The sequence below is a fragment of the Weizmannia acidilactici genome, assembly GCF_008974225.1.
Taxonomy (GTDB): Bacteria; Bacillota; Bacilli; order Bacillales; family Bacillaceae_C; genus Weizmannia; species Weizmannia acidilactici.
The window spans coordinates 1-17,717 of sequence record NZ_BKZR01000013.1 but is presented as its reverse complement, the minus strand read 5'-3'; the positions used below and the strand labels follow the sequence as shown (position 1 = coordinate 17,717).

Genomic DNA, 17,717 nt, shown 5'->3' with positions numbered 1-17,717 from the left:
GTAAAGACGGGATGGAATACATCACAGTAAAGCGCGAGAACGCGGTCGCCTGCATCGAAATCAACAGGCCGCCTGCCAATGCGCTCGCACAGGCGCTTTTAAAAGAATTTGCGGAAGCGCTTGACCAAATCGAAAATGATGCGGAAAGCCGGGTGGTGCTGATTTACGGTGTCGGGCGGTTTTTCTCCGCAGGTGCTGATATTAAAGAATTTGTCCAGTTGAGGGAAAGCGGCAGCTTCGATTCTCTGGCGGTTTCAGGCCAGAAATTGTTCGAAAAATTGGAAGCGTTCCCGAAACCGGTGATTGCAGCGATCCACGGCGCTGCGCTCGGCGGCGGTCTGGAACTGGCGATGGCCTGCCATATCCGCCTTGTAGCCGAGAATGCGAAGCTTGGACTGCCGGAGCTTCAGCTTGGGCTTGTGCCGGGATTTGCAGGGACGCAACGGCTTCCAAGGTATGTCGGGCCCGGCAAAGCATTTGAAATGCTGTGGACTAGTGACCCGCTTACCGGAACCGAAGCGGTGCAGTGGGGGCTGGCCAACCATGCTTATAAGGAAGAAGAACTGCTTTCGAAAGCGAAAGCGCTCGCGGGAAAAATCGCAAAGAAAAGCCCGCTTGCCTTAAAAGCGTCTATTGAACTTGTAAACTATGCAAAGACAAATGAATATGAAAAAGGCCTGCAGCAGGAATCCGCCCGTTTTAAAGAGCTGTTCGGCTCGGAAGACGGAGAAGAAGGCATCAAAGCCTTTATCGAAAAAAGGGAGCCCCGTTTTACCGGGAAATAAATTATTCCTTATTATGTATGTGCTTAAATTATTAAATTTTGAATATATTTGGGGAGGGACCGGCATGAACATCTTTGTTTTATTAAAAAGAACATTTGACACAGAAGAAAAAATTACGACTTCAAACGGCCGTATTCAGGATGATGGTGCGGAATATATTATCAACCCGTATGATGAATATGCCGTCGAAGAAGCCATCCAGCTTCGCGATGCGCACGGCGGAGAAGTGACCGTCGTAACGGTCGGTAATGAGGAAGCGGAAAAACAATTGCGGACGGCGCTGGCCATGGGCGCGGATAAAGCGGTGCTTATCAATATTGAGGATGATGTGGAATATAGCGACCAGGTGACAACGGCAAAAGTGCTTGCCCGATATTTAAAAGAGCAGGAACCAGATCTGATTATCGGCGGAAACGTCGCCATTGACAATGCTTCCGGCCAGGTCGGACCGAGGGTGGCGGATCTGTTGGGCATCCCGTACGTGACCACGATTACAAACTTGGAAATCGACGGGGACAAGGTAACCGTAACAAGGGATGTGGAAGGGGATTCAGAAATCATCGAAACAACGCTTCCGTTGCTTGTCACGGCGCAGCAGGGCTTAAATGAGCCGCGCTATCCCTCGTTGCCCGGCATTATGAAGGCAAAGAAAAAGCCGCTGGTAGAACTCGAACTCGATGACCTCGATCTCGAAGAAGACGACGTTGAGCCGAAAACAAAAACGATCGAAGTATATTTGCCGCCGAAAAAAGAAGCGGGGAAAGTGCTTGAAGGCGAAATCTCCGATCAGGTAAAAGAACTCGTCCAATTGTTGCATAACGAAGCGAAAGTCATTTAATTGAAATTGGTACTGGAGGGGAACAGAATGAGTCGAAAAGTATTGGTACTCGGAGAAGTCCGCGATGGATCGCTCCGCAATGTGTCTTTTGAAGCTATTGCCGCAGGGAAAACGGTTGCGGAAGGCGGGGAAGTAGTCGGTGTTTTAATCGGGGATTCCGTTCAAAATTTGGGCAAAGATATGATTCAATACGGTGCTGACCGTGTTGTAGTTGTGGAAGACGGGAATCTAAAAAACTACTCTTCAGACGGTTTTTCGCAGGCCTTCCTTGCCGTTGTTCATTCAGAAAATCCGGACGGCATCATTTTCGGACATACCGCGCTCGGCAAAGATTTGGCGCCAAAAATTGCAAGCAAACTGGATGCCGGCCTCATTTCGGACGCGACAATCGTAGAAGCGGCGGGCGAACATGTTGTCTTTACCCGGCCGATTTATTCCGGTAAAGCATTTGAAAAGAAAATCATTACAGACGGCATCATTTTCGCCACTATCCGCCCGAACAATATAAGCCCGCTTGAAAAAGATGAGTCCAGAACAGGGGATGTCCAAACGATTCAAGCGGAGATTAAAGATTTGCGAACCATTATAAAAGAAGTTATCCGTAAAGCGAGTGAAGGCGTTGACCTTTCTGAAGCGAAGGTGATCGTCTCCGGCGGCCGCGGCGTAAAAAGCGCGGAAGGCTTTAAACCGCTGAAAGAGCTTGCCGATGTGCTCGGCGGCGCGGTCGGGGCTTCACGCGGCGCATGCGATGCAGGCTACTGCGATTATTCCTTGCAAATCGGGCAAACCGGGAAGGTTGTTACTCCGGACCTGTACATTGCGTGCGGCATTTCGGGCGCGATCCAGCATCTGGCCGGCATGTCCAATTCAAAAGTCATTGTCGCCATCAACAAAGACCCGGAAGCCAATATTTTTAACGTGGCGGACTATGGCATTGTCGGCGACCTGTTTGAAGTCGTGCCGCTTTTGACGGAAGAATTCAAAAAATTAAAAGTCACGACGGCATAACCAAAAGGGCTTGGGCGGCAGATTCCCCTAGGCCCTGCTTTATGTTGGAAATTCATGCAAAAAGGGTATAAAATAATAAAATCATTACTGCATTTTTTGGGTGAATGATTCAAACATAACATTCGCATCATATGGAAAAGGATGATATACTTATCATCAGCAGTAATAGTTTGACTTAGGAGGGTTTTATCAATATGGCAATTACTCATGCAACTGACGCTACTTTCGAACAGGAAGTCAGCGAAGGTTTGGTTTTAACGGACTTTTGGGCAACTTGGTGCGGTCCGTGCAAAATGATTGCACCGGTTTTGGAAGAAATTGACGCAGAAATGGGCGACAAAGTCAAAATCGTAAAAGTGGATGTCGATGAAAACCAGGAAACTGCAAGCAAATTCGGGATTATGAGCATTCCGACGCTTGTCGTAATGAAAGACGGCAAACAGGTTGACAAAGTAATTGGTTACCAACCGAAAGAAGCTTTGGAAGAATTAGTGAAAAAACATTTATAATCCATGCATGTCGAATCCGGGTCAGAAATGGCTCGGATTTTTTACAGATCGCAATATTTGAGGTGAGAGAAATTGAACGATACCATCCGCAATAAACTCGCCCTCCTACCCGATCAGCCTGGCTGCTATTTAATGAAAGACAGGCAGGGGACCGTCATCTATGTTGGGAAAGCCAAAATTCTAAAAAATCGTGTCCGCTCTTACTTCACCGGTTCGCACGATGGAAAAACACAGCGGCTTGTGAGTGAGATCGAAGACTTTGAATATATTGTCACTTCATCCAATATCGAGGCCCTCATTCTTGAAATCAACCTGATCAAAAAGTATGATCCGAAATACAACGTCATGCTGAAGGACGACAAAACGTATCCGTATATCAAACTGACGCATGAACGGCATCCGCGCCTGATCACGACCCGGAAAGTGAAAAAAGATAAGGGAAAATATTTCGGGCCGTATCCGAATGTCCAAGCTGCTAACGAAACAAAAAAGCTGCTTGACCGGCTGTATCCTTTAAGGAAATGCACCAATCTCCCAGATCGCGTTTGCCTTTACTACCACATGGGCCAATGCCTGGCGCCGTGCGTGAATGAGGTCAAAGAAGAAACGTACAAAGAAATTACCGATGAAATCACCCGTTTTTTGAACGGGGGTTATACTGAAATCAAAAAAGAATTGGAGCAAAAAATGCATGCCGCCGCGGAAAGGCTGGAATTCGAGCGGGCGAAAGAATACCGCGATCAGATCGCCAATATTGAAATGACGATGGAAAAGCAGAAAATTACGATGACCGATTTTACCGACCGCGACATTCTCGGCTATGCGGTTGATAAGGGCTGGATGTGTGTCCAGGTGTTTTTTATGCGTCAGGGGAAGCTGATCGAACGGGATGTTTCATTGTTTCCGATTTACGATGAACCGGAAGAAGAATTTCTAAGCTATCTCGGCCAGTTTTATGCAAAACCGGAGCATATCAAGCCGAAAGAAGTGCTGATCACTGAAAAAGCGGACCGGGAACTGGCGGAACAGTTATTGGAAACAAAAGTGCTACAGCCAAAAAAGGGGCAGAAGCATGAACTCGTGCTGATGGCCGAAAAAAATGCCGCGATTGCCTTGAAAGAAAAATTTGCCTTGATTGAACGCGATGAAGAACGGACCATCAAAGCTGTCGAAAATCTCGGGGAAAAGCTCGGCATCTACACGCCGCACCGCATTGAAGCTTTCGATAACTCCAATATCCAGGGTACGAACCCTGTTTCGGCCATGGTCGTGTTTATTGACGGAAAAGCGGCGAAAAAGGAATACCGGAAATATAAAATTAAAACCGTGGAAGGGCCGGATGATTATGAATCGATGCGGGAAGTTGTCCGCCGCCGCTATACCCGCGCCCTGAAAGAAAAATTGCCGCTTCCGGATCTTATTATCATCGACGGCGGAAAAGGGCAGATTGATGCGGCAAGGGATGTGCTGGAAAACGAATTGGGGCTTAAGATCCCGATCGGGGGGCTGGCAAAAGACGAAAAGCACAATACTTCGCAGCTTCTGTTCGGAGATCCGCTCGAAATTGTGCCGCTTGACCGGAACAGCCAGGAATTTTATCTGCTCCAGCGCATTCAGGATGAAGTGCACCGTTTTGCCATTACGTTCCACAGGGAATTGCGCGGAAAATCCGCATTCCAGTCAATTTTGGACGACATCCCGGGCATTGGGCCGAAACGGAAAAAACAGCTGCTCCGGCATTTTGGATCCGTCAAAAAAATAAAAGAAGCCAAACCCGAAGAATTTATTGAAATCGGGATCCCACGGCCGGTTACTGAAATATTAATCAAAAAATTACAAGAATAGCCTAGCCGAAGTTTTCAGTTTGTGTTATAATCGTTGTAAAATTTCATATTGCTACTTTGTTAGGGGATTGTTGGCCGTTTATAATGCGGTACCGTTGCAGCGGCCGGCAGTTTTTCATCAGAGCATTTTCGTTCATGATAGAGGCGCGGGGCTTAAGAGTAAAGGGCCGGAGAAGATTGGGCTTCTGTGAAGGTTCTTGAAAGGAAGTTCCGCCGAAGTGAAAATGGCCTCAATGCCATTTTTGCTGGTTCTGTATTGAAGAAATCCAGAACTGTCAAGATGGAATATCTTGGAGCGCTATCTCATAAAAGTGACTGCGTACCCGCGTATTCAAAAGCAATGAGATATCCGTTCTCATTGCTTTTTTTGGTCGGGCAGGCCTTGCCGGTGCCAATACCGGAAAGGCGCAGTCAAATCGCTTTTGCTTTGAATGGTAGCCTCATACATCACAAATAGAAGAAGGTAGGCGGCATAATTGGGAATCATTGTTCAAAAATTTGGGGGAACTTCAGTCGGAAATGTGGAAAGAATCAAAAATACGGTGAACCGTATTATCGAAGAAAAAGAGAAAGGAAATGATGTTGTTGTCGTCGTTTCTGCCATGGGCAAGACGACCGACCAGCTTGTTTCTCTGGCAAATGAGCTTTCTTCCTATCCTGCAAAGCGGGAGATGGACATGCTTTTGTCCACCGGCGAGCAGGTAACCATTTCACTGGTTGCCATGGCATTAATTGACAGGGGCTATGATGCCGTTTCCTATACCGGTTGGCAGGCTGGCATCGTGACTGAAGCGGTGCACGGGAATGCCCGAATTTTGGAAATCCGCACCGATAAAATCAAATCCCATTTGGAAAAAGGGCAGATTGTGATTGTAGCGGGATTCCAGGGTGTTACCGAAGAGGGTGAAATTACGACACTGGGCAGGGGCGGTTCGGATACAACGTCGGTCGCGCTCGCTGCGGCATTGCATGCGGACCGCTGCATCATTTTTACGGATGTAACAGGCGTATTTACATCCGATCCGCGCTATATACCGAATGCCCGGAAGCTTCAGGCTATATCGTATGATGAAATGCTTGAGCTTGCGAATCTTGGTGCCGGCGTATTACATGCCCGGGCTGTGGAATTTGCCAAAAATTTCTCGGTTCCGCTTGAGGTCTGCTCCAGTTTGGAAAAAGTTGAAGGTACGTTCATTGAGGAGGAAGTTGCAGTGGAGAAAAATTTAATCGTCCGCGGTGTGGCATTTGAAGACGCCATTACAAGAGTCACTATTTTCGGGTTGGAGAACGGGTTCCGCAATTTATCGGATATTTTCACGATTCTGGCGGACCATCATATTGATGTGGACATCATTATCCAAAACCAGACGGCTGACAATAAAACTTATTTATCCTTTTCCATTAAAGATAAAGATTTGAAAGATACAGCCGATATTTTGGAATTCAATAAAGCACGGCTTGGTATTGACCATTTTGAAACGGAAACGGGCCTTTCAAAGGTGTCGATCATCGGCTCGGGCATGGTTTCCAATCCGGGTGTTGCGGCGAAAATGTTTCAGGTTCTTGCAGATAACGGAATTGCCATTAAAATGATCAGCACTTCTGAAATCAAAGTTTCCACCGTCGTTGACGAAAAAGAAATGATCCGTGCGGCACAATGCCTACACAACGCATTTGAACTCGATGCCGTGGAGCAAAATATTTAAAAGAAAGGTTATTCGTGATCAATGTTGATGATCGCGAAATCCGCTTCGCTAATGACGCGTCCGCGGGCCGCCCCGCCGAATACCACGGCATGTGGGGTCTCTTCTTGTCCGCTTATTCCGCGGGAGTCCCAGAATTAGTGATCATCAACAATAAAATTTAACAGAGCCAAAAGAAAAAGCAGGGGCCGGTTGCCCCCTGCTTTTTGCACTTTTTATTCGCCGGATGGGTCTTTTTGGTCCCACTGCACGGTAATGCGTACTTTTTTTGCTTTTTTCATCACTTCTTCCGCAGCTTCCGTAATCAGTTTTTTCTGCATTCGGTACTGTTCGGCCAAAAAACCTGCTTCAAGCTTAAAGGTGGATTCCCGGCCAATTTCCAGCTGCCTGCCGATGATCGGGCCGGCGAGCTCAAATTCGATTCTGTATTTCTCTTCTTTTTTTATTGTTAAGGTTCCCCATCCTGCTTCATGAAAAAAAGAAACAATCTCATCAAAGGTGATCAGCGGGAATTTCCTTGCTAAATGTTTTCCTGCCCAATATAAAATATCGGGTGTTTCTTTGCCGAGAATTTCCGGAATTAATATATCACGCATCAGCTCGTACCCGAAAGCGGGCACCGTCAGCTGCTCAGCCGCTGTATCGTTGCCAGTAGAAGATTTCACGCGATTCCCCTCTTTCTTATATGCTATATTATATACAAAATAAATCCGGACTTAAAAGGCATTTTTATAAAATATGTATAAAAACAAACGATTTCCGGCCGCGTTCCGGAACCGGGGAGAGCACTTCAAGCAGTTTACCGCATTTCTATTAAAATTTTATTAAAATATGCAGCCTATGGATAAAAATTCCTATTTAATACAAATATCATGTTGAGTATACACTATTCTAAAAAAATGATTAAAAAATGGGATATCGTAATAAAAAGACAAATTAGTAGCATTTTTGGCGCATTTTTATGAATGCGTTTCCTTGACGTGCCCATTTGTCGGGAGTACAATAAAACTGTCACATAATTGTTATAAAAACATTTATGCAAAAAGAAAGCATGATTGATATTGTTTTCTTTGCATAAATTCACACTACAAAGGGGGATACACTTGTGGCTGGAAACCGAGAGTTTTATCACCGCAAACTGCATTCTTTGTTGGGTGTCTTTCCAATCGGCTTGTTTTTAGTCATACATTTGACAGTAAACCACTATGCAGTAGACGGAGCCGCTTCATTCAACAAAGCAGCAAACTTTATGGAACATTTGCCGTACCTTCTGTTTCTGGAAGTGGTACTCATCTATTTGCCGCTCTTGTTCCACGCGATTTACGGCTTGTACATTGCGTTTACCGCTTCAAGCAATGTAGGGAGATTGGGGTATTTCAGGAACTGGATGTACCTGATGCAAAGGATCAGCGGTGTGCTGGTACTGATTTTTCTTGTATTTCATATCTATGAAACCCGTATTCAAATGGCACTCGGCAAACCATTAAATTTTGATTTGATGGCAAACCTGCTATCCAATCCATGGATGCTTGCCTGGTACATAATTGGGACAGTGGCTGCCATATTCCATTTTTCTAACGGCCTGTGGAGTTTCCTCGTCAGCTGGGGCATTACGCAGTCACAGCGTTCGCAGCAGATTTCCACTTATGTGATGGTCGTTGTGTTTGTGCTGCTGTCGATTGTCGACGTTAGAGCTTTATTAGCATTTGCATAATGAAAACGATTGATAAACGGAAGATTGATTGTTTGGCAGATTGAGAGATATGCATCAAGTATGTAGAGGGAGTGAATCGCGATGAATAAAGGCAAAATCATCGTTGTCGGCGGGGGACTGGCCGGCTTGATGTCAACCGTAAAAATTGCGGAAGCGGGCCGACAGGTAGAATTGTTTTCTTTAGTGCCGGTGAAACGGTCGCACTCTGTCTGCGCACAGGGTGGCATTAACGGCGCAGTCAACACAAAAGGTGAAGGGGATTCCCCATGGATCCATTTTGATGATACAGTATACGGCGGGGACTTTCTGGCCAACCAGCCTCCGGTAAAAGCGATGTGTGAAGCTGCACCTGGCATTATTCATTTATTTGACAGAATGGGTGTTATGTTTAACCGCACGCCGGAAGGGCTTTTGGATTTCAGACGTTTTGGCGGAACGCAGCACCACCGGACGGCTTTTGCCGGCGCAACAACCGGCCAGCAGCTTTTGTACGCACTGGATGAGCAGGTAAGGCGCCATGAAGTGGACGGGCTGGTTACAAAATACGAAGGCTGGGAATTCCTTGGAATTATTAAAGACGATGAAGGGGTCTGCCGCGGGATTGTCGCACAAAACTTGAAAACAATGGAAATCAAAGCTTTTCCTGCTGATGCCGTGATCATGGCGTCAGGCGGACTTGGCATTATTTTCGGAAAATCGACCAACTCGATGATCAACACCGGTTCAGCGTCGTCGATTGTTTATCAGCAGGGCGCAACTTATGCGAACGGAGAATTTATCCAAATCCACCCAACGGCGATACCAGGCGATGACAAACTCCGGCTGATGAGCGAATCGGCCCGCGGGGAAGGCGGACGCATCTGGACATACAAAGACGGTAAACCTTGGTATTTCCTTGAAGAAAAATATCCGGCTTACGGAAACCTTGTTCCGCGTGATATCGCGACCCGTGAAATTTTCCATGTTTGCGTTGATTTGAAGCTCGGCATTAATGGGGAAAACATGGTGTATCTCGATTTGTCGCATAAGGACCCGCATGAACTTGATGTAAAATTAGGCGGAATTATTGAAATCTATGAAAAATTTGTTGGAGAAGACCCGCATAAAGTGCCGATGAAAGTATTCCCGGCTGTGCACTATTCGATGGGCGGATTGTGGGTTGACTATAAGCAGCACACGAGCATTCCGGGCTTGTTCGCGGCGGGCGAATGCGATTATTCGATGCATGGTGCCAACCGATTAGGGGCGAACTCGCTTCTTTCCGCGATTTACGGCGGAATGGTTGCGGGGCCTGAAGCCGTGAACTATATCGACGGCCTTGAAAAGAGCACAGATGCACTGCCGTCAAGCGTTTTTGAACGTGGGGTCCAGGAGCAGGAGAAAAAATGGAATGAAATCCTGTCGATGGATGGAACCGAAAATGCCTATGTTTTACATAAGGAACTAGGCGAATGGATGACGGAAAATGTGACGGTTGTCCGCTACAATGACCGTCTGAAGAAGACTGACGAAAAGATTCAGGAATTAATGGAAAGATGGAAGCATATCAATGTCGGGGATACGTCAAAATGGAGCAACCAGGCTGCAACATTTACGCGCCAGTTGTATAACATGCTCCAGTTAGCGCGGGTCATTACCATTGGTGCTTTAAATCGCAATGAAAGCCGCGGGGCCCACTATAAACCTGAGTTTCCGGACCGAAACGATGAAGAATGGCTGAAAACCACAATGGCAAATTATGACCCTGTAAAGAATGAACCGGTCTTCAGCTATGAAGACGTCGATGTATCCCTTATTAAACCTCGTGTACGCGACTATACGAAAAAACATTAATTTCGGGCGGGGGATGCAGCCCCTATCCACAGGGCCCGCAAGAGAGTGAGACCAAAAGGAAAGAGGAGAATAAGGATGGGTGAACAAAAAACCGTTACATTGATCATACAACGCCAGGACAACCCGGAATCGCAACCTTACGAAGAAACGTTCAAAATTCCGTATCGTCCGAATATGAACGTGATTTCGGCTTTAATGGAAATCCGCCGGAATCCGGTCAATGCAAAAGGGGAGAAAACAACGCCTGTTGTTTGGGAAATGAACTGTTTGGAAGAGGTTTGCGGCGCCTGTTCTATGGTGATCAACGGCATGCCACGCCAGGCATGCTCGGCACTCGTGGACAAACTGGAGCAGCCAATCCGCCTCGCGCCAATGCGGACATTCCCGGTTGTTCGCGATTTGCAGGTTGACCGCAGCCGCATGTTTGACTCGCTGAAAAAAGTGAAAGCGTGGATCCCGATTGATGGAACTTATGATCTGGGCGAAGGGCCGCGCATGCCGGAGAAAAAGCGGCAATGGGCTTACGAATTGGCAAAATGCATGACATGCGGTGTATGTTTGGAAGCCTGCCCGAATGTCAACAGCCATTCCAATTTTATCGGGCCAGCCCCGCTGTCGCAAGTCCGGTTATTTAACGCGCATCCAACCGGCCATATGAACCGTGATGAACGGCTCGAAGCAATTATGGGAGACGGAGGTCTAGCCAATTGCGGCAACGCACAAAACTGCGTACAGGCTTGCCCGAAAGGCATTCCGCTGACCACTTCGATTGCGGCTTTGAACCGTGAAACAACGATTTATATGTTTAAAAAGTTCTTTGGAAGCGATCATACGGTAGACTGATGCGAAGAACGCCACATCAAAAAACAAGGGAAAAAAATAACATGATGTGGTGTTCTTCTTTCCAAGAGAAACGAATGAATACTCATTCAATTTCAGGGGGATGAAAATTGAAAAAGATATCCTATATCGGAGACTGGTCCTTATGGCAGAAGGGGTTTAGCTTTTGTCTGCCTGTAACGGTGCGCTTTTCCGAAACAGATATGTTCGGCCATATGAATAATACGGTCCCTTTTATTTATTTTGAGCAGGCCAGGATTGCGTTTTTACAACAATTAGGCTTTATGGGGGAATGGGCACGAAAAGGCGCCAAAAGCATTCCCGTCGTTGCAGATTTGCAATGCGATTATTTGCGGCAGGTTTTTTTCAATGATAAGCTCCGTATTTATGTAAAAGTGCAAAAAGTCGGAAACTCCTCTGTCGACATTCATTATATGGCAAAAAATGAAGTAGATGAAATTTGTTTTACCGGCCGCGGCACGTTGGTGCAAATCTCTGTTGAAACGGGGAAGGGCTTGCCGTGGACGGAGGAAGAAAGGGAGAGGTTGCTCGGTCCGGCTTCCGTCGTTTCCTCAGGCGGTAAATAGAATTTACGGCTTTCGCCCTTTTTTTGCCTATTTATCTGTTTCCTTGCTCCGCCAAGTCACTCCCGGGTGTGAAAAAACATAAGATATCGTGACAACCAAAATACCCATCCCCGCGGTTTAAAGCTGGCGAAGGCAAGGAGGGTTACTATAGTTGAAGGACAACGATTTCACCCATAAACCGCTGCTGACAAAAAGAGAAAAAGAAGTATTCGAGCTGTTAGTACAAGACAAGACAACGAAAGAAATCGCGAGCGAATTGTTTATCAGCGAAAAAACAGTTCGAAACCATATTTCCAACGCCATGCAGAAGTTGGGAGTCAAGGGGCGTTCGCAAGCTGTCGTGGAATTGCTCCGCATGGGAGAATTAAAGCTTTGATACGAAATCGGCTGCAATTGTTGCAGTCGATTTTGTTCATATTTTACAGGACTTTGAATAATGGGAAGTAGAATCATTCTACTTTTTTAAAACAGCCATGAAAATGAAGTATAATAGAAAAAAGGATGTGATACGATGCGCTTTTTTCTGAAGATCATCGAACCAAAATTTTTGCTGTATGTGATCGTGTTAGCTGCCGCCATTTCCGTTATCGGGCTTTTCTTTGCCCCGGTAAACATGCCCTCCCATTTTGACGCGGATTTCCGGCCGGACGGATATTTAAATAAATGGATCGGATTGTGGATTTTGCCTGTTATCATGTTTTTATTGTGGCTCGCAGGAAGAAAGAGTATATCTTTTAAAATTGGCATTTTGATCATGGTAGGATTTCTCATCCATATTTCGCTTGTATTTTACGCGATATTTTTGGCTGGGTGCTCTATTTCTCGATTACGATTCGTGGCAAATCTAACGGTTTTTCCCTATTAAATTTTATTATTTTTGGTCGCGAAATCCGCTCCGCACATAAGGCGTACGCGAGCCTCCCCGCCCGATACTTCAACATGAGGGAACCTTCTTGCCTGCTTATCCCGCAAGAGTCTCAGAAATTAGCAATATTAACATTGATCACGAGTATAGCCAATTGGTTGAAATCAAAGTTTGATGTGAAATTCCGGCGGAGATAGTAAAAACCAGCTTGAAATTTTCCGCGAAAAAGGTCAAAATAGCATATAGTAATTCTGTTATATAATAATAGTAGGAAACGTATTTTATCGGAGAGGGGCCGCTTTGGACATGGAACAACAACCGTACATACATGATCCGGAAATCGTGGCGCAGATTGAAAAAGACTTACGCTATATTTCCGGTATTGTCAAGCAAAAAGGCCGGGAATTATTAAGCGATTATAAAATAACGCCTCCCCAATTTTTGGCACTGCAGTGGCTTTTTGAAGAAGGTGACATGACAATCGGGGAGCTGTCGACAAAAATGTATCTGGCATTCAGCACAACGACTGACCTGATTGACCGGATGGAAAAAAATGAGCTTGTTAAGCGCGTAAAAGATCCGCATGACAGGCGTGTTGTGCGCATCCACTTGTTGGAAAAAGGTCGCGTGCTGATCGACGAGGTGATCAAAAAAAGGCAGACGTATTTGAACTCTGTACTCTGCCATTTTTCACCGGAAGAACTCGTAAAATTAAAAAGCAACTTAGTGAAACTGCATCAGGAAATGAAGACAGAATGAGGCGAGAAGTTTGAATGCACCAATTGGCATTATTGATTCGGGAGTAGGCGGTCTGACTGTTGTTAAGGAAGTGATGCGGCAGCTCCCGAATGAATCGATTTATTATGTGGGCGACACGGCGCGTTGCCCATACGGACCAAGACCTGTTGAAGAAGTGAAAAAATTTACATGGCAAATGATCCATTTTTTGCTTGATAAACATATCAAAATGCTTGTTATTGCCTGCAACACGGCGACGGCAGTCATTTTGGACGAAGTAAGGGAGCAGCTCAAAATTCCTGTTCTTGGTGTTATTTACCCAGGCGCACGTGCTGCTTTAAAACATACAAAAAACTTCCGGATCGGCGTATTGGGCACCATCGGGACAATTAAAAGCCAAGCATATGAACGGGCGTTAAAAAGCATCAATAAAAAAGTCAGGATTACGGCGCTTGCCTGCCCGAAATTTGTACCGCTTGTGGAGAGCGGCCAGTACAACAGCCCGATTGCGAAAAAAATTGTCGCAGAAACGCTCTATCCGATCCAAAACTGCGGGATTGATACTTTGATCCTCGGATGTACCCATTATCCGCTCCTCGGCTCGATCATCAAAAATGTGATGGGCGAGAACGTATCGGTCATCAGTTCAGGTGAAGAAACGGCCCGCGAAGTGAGCACGATCCTTTACTTTCACGATATTTTCAATATGGAAGATACAAGGGCGAAACACCGCTTCTTTACAACAGGGTCAAGAAAAATATTTGCCGCACTTGCTTCCGACTGGCTGGAGCAGGATATTACCGATGTTGAAACCATTCAATTGGGAGAAACTTTCTCCTGATTGGATGGTTTTTTCCTTTCGGTTCCAGGAAACAACATAGAACAGGGCTGCATGTGGCAAACCACCTCTTGTAAAACAGAGGTGTTCGTATGGAATACAGAAGTCTTGCGGCCCATGAAATAATGGAGTTCCATGAAATGCTGAATTTCAAAACGACTTGCTTGTTAAAGTCCGAAATTTTTGCCTGGCCGGTCTAAATTTTGGCGGTGCCCGTATACATAGTAGTACAAACAGTCTTCAGGAGGGGGAAGGGATGTTGAAAAGATCGAAAGCGGCCGGGACCATCGCTGCGGTGCTGGCGGCTTCCGGCATTTACATGTCGGGATGCAGCCTGCTGCCGGACAAACAGCCGGAAAAAATAGATCCGCACCAAAGCGTTTCCTTGAAAGATGGGACAAAAACAGCGGCAAAAGCGAAAAAAGGGCAAGTGCTGACAGAATTGTATTTAATAGATAAGTATGGGTATGTCGTGCCGCAAACCATTGCGCTGCCTGAAAGCAAAAGTGTCGCAAAGCAGGCGTTAGAATATTTGGTGCAGGACGGACCTGTGTCCAATTTGCTTCCGAACGGATTCCGCGCGGTGCTTCCTGCCAATACGCAATTCACCCTTGATGTAAAAGACAAGGTGGCGGCTGTTGATTTTTCGGATGATTTTAAAGGATACAAAGCTGCAGATGAGAAAAAAATCATGGAATCGATTACGTGGACACTCACTCAGTTCGATTCCATTCAAAAAGTGAACCTCAAGATGAACGGAAAGGCGCTGAAGGCGATGCCGGTAGCCGGAACGCCGATTAATGAGGACGGATTGACGAGGGCTGTCGGCATCAATACGGATATCGATCAAGTCGCTGATATTACGAATACCCATTCGGTGACCGTCTATTATTTGGCGCAAACGGGGGATAAAGAATACTACGTGCCGGTAACAAAGCGCGTTCCGGATAAAATGTCAGATGATGTGGAAGCGGCAGTCGAAGAGCTTGTCAATGGCCCGTCCCCGAGTTCCCGTCTTGTTTCCGGATTCATGGATGATGTTAAATTGCTGAATAAGCCGGAAATTCAGGCTGGAAAAGTTACCCTCAATTTCAACAAAGAAATTTTGGGCAGTTTAGATCAAAAAATGATTTCCAATGAGGTGTTAAAACCGCTAGTCCTCACGCTGACGGAGCAGAAAGGCATCAAAAGTGTCGCGGTGGAAGTGGATGGCAGCAAGAAGCTTGTCACTGAAGACGGAAAACCGCTTTCTGAACCGGTCACAAGGCCGGAAAAAGTAAACACGGGTAGTTTTTAAGGGCATATTTTTGTTATACTATAAAATATGGACACTAAAAAGGGGTAGTCGGGCTACCTCTTATTTGTTGTATGGATATTGTTGAAGGAGGCAGCGGAGAAGTGCGAACAGACGGGCGGGAGGCATCCGAATTAAGGCCTGTACATATTGAAAGTGGTTATTTAATGCATCCGGAAGGCTCTGTCCTCATATCTGTCGGCAATACAAAGGTGATTTGTACGGCCAGTGTGGAAGACAGGGTTCCGCCATTTTTAAGGGGGAGCGGAAAAGGCTGGATTGCAGCGGAATATTCCATGCTGCCGAGGGCAACCCAGCAGCGGAATATCCGCGAGTCTTCCAAAGGAAAAGTGTCGGGAAGGACAATGGAAATCCAGCGGTTAATTGGCAGGGCTTTGCGCGCGGCAGTTGATTTGGATCAGCTTGGGGAAAAAACGATCTGGGTGGATTGCGATGTCATCCAGGCAGACGGCGGCACAAGAACCGCTTCGGTGACGGGTGCTTTCGTGGCTGTGGCAGAAGCCATCGCAAACATACATAAATCAAAACCATTCGCAACATTCCCGATCCAGCATTTACTGGCCGCAACGAGTGTTGGCATTATCCCGGAAGAAGGGATCGTCCTTGATCTCAATTACGAGGAAGATAGCAAGGCGTTGGTTGACATGAATGTTGTGATGACAAGCGCGGGGGAGTTTGTCGAACTTCAGGGGACGGGCGAGGGGGCGACGTTTACCCCTGCCCAGCTGAACGGACTGCTCGCGGCTGCGCAAACCGGTTTGGAGGAACTTTTTGAAAAACAAAAAGAAATATTGGGTGATTTGCTGCCGCTCATCGGACAGTAAGGAGGGGGAAAAATTGGCGGCTGTATTAATCGCTACAAAAAATAAAGGCAAAGCAAAAGAATTTGCAGCATTGTTTTCCCGGTTCGGGCTTGAAGTTAAAACGCTTTTGGATTTTGAAGGTGCGGCGAATGTCGAAGAAACCGGGAGTACGTTTGAAGAGAATGCGATTTTGAAAGCAGAGGCGGCTTCAAAAGCTTACGGCATGATGGCGATCGCCGACGATTCCGGGCTCATGGTTGATGCGCTCGGCGGCAGGCCAGGCGTTTATTCGGCACGGTATGCCGGGGAAGAAAAAAACGATGAAGCCAATATTGACAAAGTGCTTTCCGAGATGGAAGATGTGCCTGATGAAAAGCGCACCGCTTCGTTTTATTGCGCGCTTGCCGTGGCGCAGCCCGGAAAGGAAACCTTTACCGTTTCGGGAACGTTAAAAGGGAGGATTACGCGCGAAAGGATGGGGGAGTACGGTTTTGGCTACGACCCGATTTTTATGCTTTCGTCCGGCAAAACGCTGGCCCAGCTCCCCGCTAAAGAAAAAAATAAGATCAGCCATCGGGCAAACGCATTAGCGAATCTGGCGGATTCATTGCATTTGATTTTAGGGGAGGAAGGCAAAAAATGAAGTTGCTCATTGTCAGTGACAGCCACGGTTTGACAGAAGAACTATCCGAGCTTCAAGAGCAATATGGTGATTCTGTCGATGCATTGATCCATTGCGGCGATTCCGAACTGCGGGCCGGACAGATAGAAATTAAAGATTTTTTGATCGTGCGCGGAAATTGCGATTTCGAGCGGAGGTTCCCGCTCGATATTACAAAAAAAATTGACGGCAATACGATTTTTGTCACACACGGCCATCATTATAATGTAAAAATGACGCTGATGAATTTGAATTATAAAGCGAAAGAAGTCGACGCCGATTTTGTCTTCTTCGGGCATTCCCACGTGCTTGGCGCGGAGATGATCGACAACCGCTTGTTCCTCAATCCCGGCAGCCTTCTAATGCCGCGGGGCAGGGTGGAGAAAACATATGCCATCGTTGAGAAAGAAGGCAATACGATCCGTGTTTCGTTTTATACGGACAAGCACCGGGAACTGGAAGATCTGCGCCAGGAATTCGTGCTGTAATGTCAATCATGCTCTGATTGCAGCTGCTGGTTCTGCGGCATGCAATCAGAGCATGATTGGCTTAAGGTTATTGTGCCCACTACGAAATCCAATTCCATTCCGCAAAAACATCGCATGTTTCCCCAAAATAATCAAATCGTTTGGCAAAAATAGGATTGACAACTGATTGTTTGCTGAGTATAATAATGTATGTTCGCAACGAGCCATTTGAAAAATGTCCCAGTAGCTCAGCTGGATAGAGCAGCGGCCTTCTAAGCCGTCGGTCGGGGGTTCGAATCCCTTCTGGGACGCTTCGAATAAAAAAAGGCTGAATGACAGGGGGTTTCCCCGGTCATTCAGCCTTTTTTT

19 protein-coding genes, 1 tRNA gene and 1 riboswitch are annotated in these 17,717 nt (G+C 46.4%); of the genes, 19 read left to right on the top strand and 1 reads right to left on the bottom strand.

What is annotated here, in order from left to right:
* Positions 1-11 precede the first annotated feature (11 nt).
* The 6 genes from GBH70_RS06545 to GBH70_RS06520 all read left to right on the top strand — a co-directional run bounded on the left by GBH70_RS06545 (position 12) and on the right by GBH70_RS06520 (position 6,690).
* On the top strand, positions 12-785 hold the full coding sequence (locus tag GBH70_RS06545) for an enoyl-CoA hydratase (RefSeq protein ID WP_151680287.1): 774 nt from the start codon (positions 12-14) through the stop codon (positions 783-785).
* A 64-nt stretch (positions 786-849) separates the two neighbouring features.
* Positions 850-1,623, top strand: a complete 774-nt coding sequence (locus GBH70_RS06540; protein ID WP_151680286.1) for an electron transfer flavoprotein subunit beta/FixA family protein — start codon at positions 850-852, stop codon at positions 1,621-1,623.
* 27 nt (positions 1,624-1,650) lie between these two features.
* Entirely contained in the window at positions 1,651-2,631 is a 981-nt protein-coding gene (locus GBH70_RS06535; protein WP_151680285.1) for an electron transfer flavoprotein subunit alpha/FixB family protein, read from the top strand.
* 194 nt (positions 2,632-2,825) lie between these two features.
* Positions 2,826-3,140 carry a thioredoxin gene (gene trxA, locus GBH70_RS06530; protein ID WP_151680284.1) on the top strand — a complete coding sequence of 105 codons (315 nt, stop codon included), beginning with the start codon at positions 2,826-2,828 and terminating at the stop codon, positions 3,138-3,140.
* 72 nt (positions 3,141-3,212) lie between these two features.
* Positions 3,213-4,985 carry an excinuclease ABC subunit UvrC gene (uvrC, locus tag GBH70_RS06525; protein WP_151680283.1) on the top strand — a complete coding sequence of 591 codons (1,773 nt, stop codon included), beginning with the start codon at positions 3,213-3,215 and terminating at the stop codon, positions 4,983-4,985.
* A 130-nt stretch (positions 4,986-5,115) separates the two neighbouring features.
* Positions 5,116-5,293: riboswitch (Lysine riboswitch) on the top strand.
* 167 nt (positions 5,294-5,460) lie between these two features.
* Positions 5,461-6,690 carry an aspartate kinase gene (locus GBH70_RS06520; protein ID WP_151680282.1) on the top strand — a complete coding sequence of 410 codons (1,230 nt, stop codon included), beginning with the start codon at positions 5,461-5,463 and terminating at the stop codon, positions 6,688-6,690.
* Between the two features lie 212 nt (positions 6,691-6,902).
* Here GBH70_RS06520 and GBH70_RS06515 read toward each other — a convergent pair whose 3' ends face one another.
* Entirely contained in the window at positions 6,903-7,352 is a 450-nt protein-coding gene (locus GBH70_RS06515) for a YslB family protein (protein WP_151680281.1), read from the bottom strand.
* Positions 7,353-7,792: 440 nt separating this feature from the next.
* On the opposite strand from GBH70_RS06515, the gene GBH70_RS06510 reads away from it, so the two are divergent.
* The 13 genes from GBH70_RS06510 to GBH70_RS06450 all read left to right on the top strand — a co-directional run bounded on the left by GBH70_RS06510 (position 7,793) and on the right by GBH70_RS06450 (position 17,659).
* Positions 7,793-8,401, top strand: coding sequence for a succinate dehydrogenase cytochrome b558 subunit (locus GBH70_RS06510; RefSeq protein WP_151680280.1), 609 nt, complete (start codon positions 7,793-7,795; stop codon positions 8,399-8,401).
* Positions 8,402-8,482: 81 nt separating this feature from the next.
* Positions 8,483-10,234, top strand: a complete 1,752-nt coding sequence (gene sdhA / locus GBH70_RS06505; RefSeq protein WP_151680279.1) for a succinate dehydrogenase flavoprotein subunit — start codon at positions 8,483-8,485, stop codon at positions 10,232-10,234.
* Positions 10,235-10,309: 75 nt separating this feature from the next.
* On the top strand, positions 10,310-11,077 hold the full coding sequence (sdhB, locus tag GBH70_RS06500; RefSeq protein ID WP_151680278.1) for a succinate dehydrogenase iron-sulfur subunit: 768 nt from the start codon (positions 10,310-10,312) through the stop codon (positions 11,075-11,077).
* 107 nt (positions 11,078-11,184) lie between these two features.
* The gene (locus GBH70_RS06495) at positions 11,185-11,661 is read left to right on the top strand and encodes an acyl-CoA thioesterase (protein WP_151680277.1); all 477 of its coding nucleotides are present in this window, start codon (positions 11,185-11,187) and stop codon (positions 11,659-11,661) included.
* A 151-nt stretch (positions 11,662-11,812) separates the two neighbouring features.
* Positions 11,813-12,037, top strand: coding sequence for a helix-turn-helix domain-containing protein (locus GBH70_RS06490; RefSeq protein WP_014097816.1), 225 nt, complete (start codon positions 11,813-11,815; stop codon positions 12,035-12,037).
* Positions 12,038-12,172: 135 nt separating this feature from the next.
* Entirely contained in the window at positions 12,173-12,526 is a 354-nt protein-coding gene (locus GBH70_RS06485) for a DUF1648 domain-containing protein (protein WP_151680276.1), read from the top strand.
* 306 nt (positions 12,527-12,832) lie between these two features.
* Entirely contained in the window at positions 12,833-13,285 is a 453-nt protein-coding gene (locus GBH70_RS06480) for a MarR family winged helix-turn-helix transcriptional regulator (RefSeq protein WP_172967582.1), read from the top strand.
* Positions 13,286-13,295: 10 nt separating this feature from the next.
* Positions 13,296-14,105 (top strand): glutamate racemase, encoded by an 810-nt coding sequence (racE, locus tag GBH70_RS06475; RefSeq protein WP_151680274.1) that lies wholly within the window; start codon positions 13,296-13,298, stop codon positions 14,103-14,105.
* A 253-nt stretch (positions 14,106-14,358) separates the two neighbouring features.
* A complete protein-coding gene (locus tag GBH70_RS06470; protein WP_151680337.1) occupies positions 14,359-15,399 on the top strand; it encodes a GerMN domain-containing protein in 1,041 nt (346 codons plus the stop codon).
* Between the two features lie 101 nt (positions 15,400-15,500).
* Entirely contained in the window at positions 15,501-16,241 is a 741-nt protein-coding gene (gene rph, locus GBH70_RS06465; protein WP_151680273.1) for a ribonuclease PH, read from the top strand.
* A gap of 13 nt (positions 16,242-16,254) precedes the next feature.
* Positions 16,255-16,863 (top strand): XTP/dITP diphosphatase, encoded by a 609-nt coding sequence (locus tag GBH70_RS06460; protein WP_151680272.1) that lies wholly within the window; start codon positions 16,255-16,257, stop codon positions 16,861-16,863.
* Positions 16,860-17,369, top strand: a complete 510-nt coding sequence (locus tag GBH70_RS06455) for a metallophosphoesterase (protein ID WP_151680271.1) — start codon at positions 16,860-16,862, stop codon at positions 17,367-17,369. The genes GBH70_RS06460 and GBH70_RS06455 overlap by 4 nt, the downstream gene beginning before the upstream one ends.
* Before the next feature lie 216 nt (positions 17,370-17,585).
* Positions 17,586-17,659, top strand: a tRNA-Arg gene (locus tag GBH70_RS06450).
* The last annotated feature ends 58 nt before the right edge of the window (positions 17,660-17,717 follow it).